Source organism: Syntrophorhabdaceae bacterium (assembly GCA_028713955.1).
GTDB lineage: Bacteria > Desulfobacterota > Syntrophorhabdia > Syntrophorhabdales > Syntrophorhabdaceae > UBA5609.
In genome coordinates, this window is the sequence record JAQTNJ010000243.1 from 1 (window position 1) to 4,730 (window position 4,730).

General features: G+C 47.9%; 4 protein-coding genes. 1 reads left to right on the top strand and 3 read right to left on the bottom strand.

From position 1 onward, the window contains the following. The coding region (locus tag PHU49_14845) for a (Fe-S)-binding protein (GenBank protein MDD5245284.1) at positions 1–986 on the bottom strand (986 nt) is incomplete at its 3' end. Between the two features lie 10 nt (positions 987–996). Further along, the gene (locus tag PHU49_14850) at positions 997–2,454 is read right to left on the bottom strand and encodes an FAD-binding oxidoreductase (protein ID MDD5245285.1); all 1,458 of its coding nucleotides are present in this window, start codon (positions 2,452–2,454) and stop codon (positions 997–999) included. Between the two features lie 386 nt (positions 2,455–2,840). On the opposite strand from PHU49_14850, the gene PHU49_14855 reads away from it, so the two are divergent. Beyond that, the gene (locus PHU49_14855; protein MDD5245286.1) at positions 2,841–3,302 is read left to right on the top strand and encodes a MarR family winged helix-turn-helix transcriptional regulator; all 462 of its coding nucleotides are present in this window, start codon (positions 2,841–2,843) and stop codon (positions 3,300–3,302) included. A 271-nt stretch (positions 3,303–3,573) separates the two neighbouring features. On the opposite strand, the gene PHU49_14860 is transcribed toward PHU49_14855, so the two are convergent. Beyond that, the gene (locus tag PHU49_14860; GenBank protein MDD5245287.1) at positions 3,574–4,200 is read right to left on the bottom strand and encodes a TetR/AcrR family transcriptional regulator; all 627 of its coding nucleotides are present in this window, start codon (positions 4,198–4,200) and stop codon (positions 3,574–3,576) included. Positions 4,201–4,730 lie beyond the last annotated feature (530 nt).

Consider the following 4,730-nt stretch of genomic DNA (forward strand, 5'->3'; position numbering starts at 1 on the left):
TCGGGGCTCACTGTACCCATCCAGCCGCGCTCGCCTTTCCATGGTGTCCAGGGGTCGCAAAGCCTGCTTACACTGCATGCATCATGGTAGGTGAAGCGAATGTCCACAGGTTTCGTCAATTTGAGACTGCCTTTTTTAATCGCTTCATCGGCAACCTCGATAAGGTGCATTACCTTGAAGCCGAGATCGGACGTGGCTATGTCAAGCATCTTCGGATAATCAACCTTCCACATACGGTAACATTCGGCGCAGCTTGTCACCACCGTCTTTATCCCTGCTTTTCTTACCGCCTCAATGTTGCGTTTCGCAAGCTCTCTCGCCTCATCGATCATGCCGACAGAGTAAAGCGTATTCCCGCAGCACCATTCGTCGGCCATGAGCCTGAAGGGTATGCCGGAGGCATTCAATATCTTCGCTGTCGCACGGGCTATATCGGGGTTCACGTAGGAAGCGGAACATCCGGCGAAGTAAAGCACGTCAGCCTTCTCTGCGACCTTGATGTCCTTCGTTACCCACTTTTTCCTGTTCTCGTGGGGCGATCCGAACTGGTTGTGTTTTGAGGCAATATTCTTCGCGATCTTCTTATGTGCCGGCATTGGGCCTACCCCATCCTTCACTGCCTTTATTCTAAGGGCCTCAAGGGTCAGCTCTATTTCCAGGTCGAGGTTGCGCTTGCAGCCTACATCACAGGCGCCGCACAATGGGTCGGCGTAAATGATCTCCAGGAGCTTGTCGGTCCATTCCAGTTTTCCTTCTGCTATTGCGGTGCCTATCCTCATCTTTCCAAATGCGCCGTAAGCATCAAAGTCATTCCAGGTATTGCTGGGGCACCTCGTGGAGAACTTAATCCCCGGCATATAGGTATGTTCAACCCAATAGCATCCCTTGCACTTAATGCACCGGCTCATGTCGTAGACAAAGTTGTCCAGATTTGTTACGTCTAAACTTACCTTCTTTTTTGGTGTATCATAGCGATCTTTTGGCATCTCATCCTCCTTAGAAGCACAGATTTCCAGGGTTCATAATATTCTTCGGGTCAAACAACTTCTTTACCCGCTTCAATGTCATCGTATAATTAGCGGCACGATCGTATATTATAGGAGCCAGCTCACCGTATGGTCTTGTAAAGAAAGCCCCTTCATTCAACATGGTAATTGCTGCGTCACGGTAAAGTTCAGCCACAAAGCCTTTTTCGTGAGCGTCTTCAGGGTCATAGAAAAAGCTGAACTCAACCTGGCAGGCACGGTTATGCTCTATGGGCTGGATGTAGCTCCCGATATCGCTTACAGGGTAACCGTGTCTGGCAGCCACCATTTCCATAATATCCATAAACATCGGCACCTTGACCGGCTGGGTAATAAAGAAGAGGTTCTGACATCCGCCTTTTATGCGGTTTTTCCAGTATGGCACATTCGTTGGCCACGGCGCCCTCAGCATCGGCAGGAGTTTTTTCGCCATGCCCGGGAAGCCGGGAAGGTTGTCGGTAAGGGCCAGCTTCGGGAATTCGTTTTTTAATACCTCTTTAAGGAAATTTTTCTCGTATGCTAACTTTTCCTCCGGCCTTCTCAGAAGCCCGCTTATAACCAAGACGAGTGTCCACGGCGGGAGTTCCACACACAGCTTGTCAAAATCTTCATGCACCTTATCCGCCACAATAGCTGCAAAGTCCACGTTGTTCAGGAGAACGCATTCCTGGCCTATTCTCCGCGGCAGGATCCTGTAAAGGAATTCTATGGCGTAAGGCACATCATCAACGGGTGCAAAAAAGATCTCGTCTATCCTCGGGATCGATTCAATCTTCAGGCTTGCCCATGTGACGATACCCATTGTACCCTGGGCACCCTGAACAAACCGGTAAAAATCAAGACCGGGTCCGGATGGGTTTGCCCCCCTTGCTTTCGAATCAGGGAAACCATTTACGCTGGCAGAACCGCACCTGAAGGCTTCGCCTGTCGGCCAGACAACCTCAATTGATTGCATGGGTTCACCATAATCATAAACGGTATTTGTCGGCACTTCCCGTTCGAGGGTGTCGGTAAGCACAGAACGATCCCCGTGCGGCAAAAGCGGCATTATCACCCTCATGCCCTTCTTTTTCAGTTCAGTAGCAAGCTGTTTCCATGTTACGCCGGCCTCAAACCTTACAAGGCGATTTGCCTCATCGATCTCCAGAATCTTGTTCATTCTTGAGAGGTCGACCACGACACCGCCCTGTTTTGGTATGGTGCACCCGTGGAAGTGTATCTTTGAGCTAACAGGCACTATAGGTATATTCTTTTCGTTACACCATGTTACGATTTTCTCTACCTCCTGTGTGTTTCCCGGCCGAGCTACGGCATCAGGCATCCCCGGAGGGAGAAGGCTGTGATCGCACGAGTACCCTGCGAGATCCTCCCTCTTATCACTTACATAATCCTTGCCCAAAATCTTTGCAAGCTCACTCTTGATTCCCATTTTGCCTCCTTGATCTTTGCTTTATATTTCTTCTATATTCTTATTGCCGACATTTTTTGACCGAGACCCACCATACTACTATAGCATAACGTTATTTTTTGACACATTTCAATAGCAGATCCTATGCGATTCGCGCTCATATCCTCTCCTGCATTCGGAGCTCTTCAGGTTTCTTTCCCGACGAATCCTGCGCCGGCAAAGAGGCCCGTATGGGCCATTGTCACCGTCAACATATTTTTTAAATACTATAGCAAGACATGGAATATCAATATATAAAATATCAATATATAAAATGTCAATATATTTTATTTTCTTGTGTACAGACCGGCAAGCTGATATAATTTGTTTTCAATATTATTAAAACGGTATTCTGTTGGGGTGAAGCCATGGGCGGTATCAGCTATCGAAGCGACCTGAGCACAGATGAAAAATTACTTATGGCAGTCGTGAGGGCGGCAGAGACCTTTAAGAGGGTGGTATCTGTCATTTATAGGAAACAAGCCCTTTCCTTCCCGCAGTATAATGTCCTGAGAGTCCTGGATGCTTCAAAGGACGGCCAATGCAGAATCACCGACGTAAGCCGGATCATGCTCGTCCCTGGCGCCAATATGACCGGCATAGCCAAGAGGTTGGAGAAGAACGGCTTTATTGTAAGGAAATCCGACCCTCTTGATGAGCGGGTAACCATACTCGAGCTCACACCAAGGGGAAAGACGACCCTTATAAACATAGAAAAAGTGCTGGACAAGCACACGCATGCAATGCTAAAGGGTTTTCCTGCACAGGAAAAGCGTGAGCTTCTGGACAAGGTTAAACGGCTTATCAAGAACAGCAGGGAGATAGCATAAGCATATCCCCCAATAGCTAAAAAGGCGGCTCATAGTAAATCGTATATCGTAGTTCGTATATCGTATATCGAAATGCTAAATCCGAATATCGAAGCACCAAACTCTAAACAATGTCAAAATTCAAATATCAAATGTTCAAAACAAATTTATCCTGCCTTTATTTTGAATTTTGAACATTGTAACATTCGAATTTGTTTAGGATTGTCCCTCCTTCATCAGGATTGAACCTTTCGATATTAGGAATTAGGATTTGTGTATGAAGGCGTTCCGTTCAATGCGGGCTGCGAAAGGCAGGGTCCTTAAGGTCAAGACCATGGAGAACAAGTTGGAGAGCCAGGTCGGCAATCTGATCGACCTCATCTTTTCGGTCATAGTCAAACCAGTATGTAACCCATGTCAACATTCCCAGCATAAAAAGCGCCGTCCAGGATGGTTTAACCTCAGCATTTGCCTTGCCCTCTGACTGGAGTTGGGCTATCGTGTCACGAATAAGAAAATAGTGTTTTTTCCATTCCCCCTTCACTTCCCGAAAATGCTTATCTTTCATGGTCAACGCGTCATGGATGAGAACCCGCAGTTCAGGACGTTTGCAGATGATCTCCCTTGTGAAGGTCTGAACCATATACGTAAGTCGCTCCAGGGGATCATCTATGGAGGCTGCTTCAGCTAAGTAGGGTTTCAAGTCCTTTTCCATAGATTCCATGTGAACCGATAAAAGCAGATTCCGCTTACTTCCGAAATAGTGGTATAGCGTCGGTCTTGTGAACTTTGCTGCAGAGCAGATATCGGTGGTCGAGGTTGATCCGGAACCTCCCTTTTTAAGAAGGAGCTGTGTAGTGGTTTGTATAATTTTCAACTTCTTTTTCTGAGACATCTTTTCTCGTTTACCGGCTGGCATCTTTCCTCTTTCAGTAGAATTCAGTTATATACATTAAAGTAACAAGCTTATGCCTAAACTTTATATCAATCATTGAATTATTTGTCAATTAGTGGGGCTTGCGTCGCCCCCTCTGGCAGCAAAGCTGCCAGAGCCTCCCCCTCTCGCTCAAGAATGAGCTATAAAATATATACCGGGGCTTGCGCCTGTCCCCGTAAGGGGGTCGCCCCCTCTGGCAGCAAAGCGCGACCCGCAAGCGGGTACCCCGGCCTCCCCCTCTCGCTCAAGAATGAGCTACAGAATATAGGTCCAATAGGTCGCATAGGACCTATATTCAGATTCTCACCTTCTGCTCTTCTCACCCTCTCACCTTCTTGCTCTTTACTCTCCGCTCTCAGCTCTCTGCTGCCTTATACCGGGGCTTGCGCCTGTCCCCGTAAGGGGGTCGCCCCCTCTGGCAGCAAAGCGCGACCCGCAAGCGGGTACCCCGGCCTCCCCCTCTCGCTCGTGAACTCGCTACAGAATATAGGTCCAATAGGTCGTATAGGACC

Bases quoted from the DNA above. Each gene is read 5' to 3' on its own strand.
- PHU49_14860 (MDD5245287.1), bottom strand. From the start codon at position 4,200: ATGCCAGCCGGTAAACGAGAAAAGATGTCTCAGAAAAAGAAGTTGAAA.
- PHU49_14855 (MDD5245286.1), top strand. From the start codon at position 2,841: ATGGGCGGTATCAGCTATCGAAGCGACCTGAGCACAGATGAAAAATTA.
- PHU49_14850 (MDD5245285.1), bottom strand. From the start codon at position 2,454: ATGGGAATCAAGAGTGAGCTTGCAAAGATTTTGGGCAAGGATTATGTA.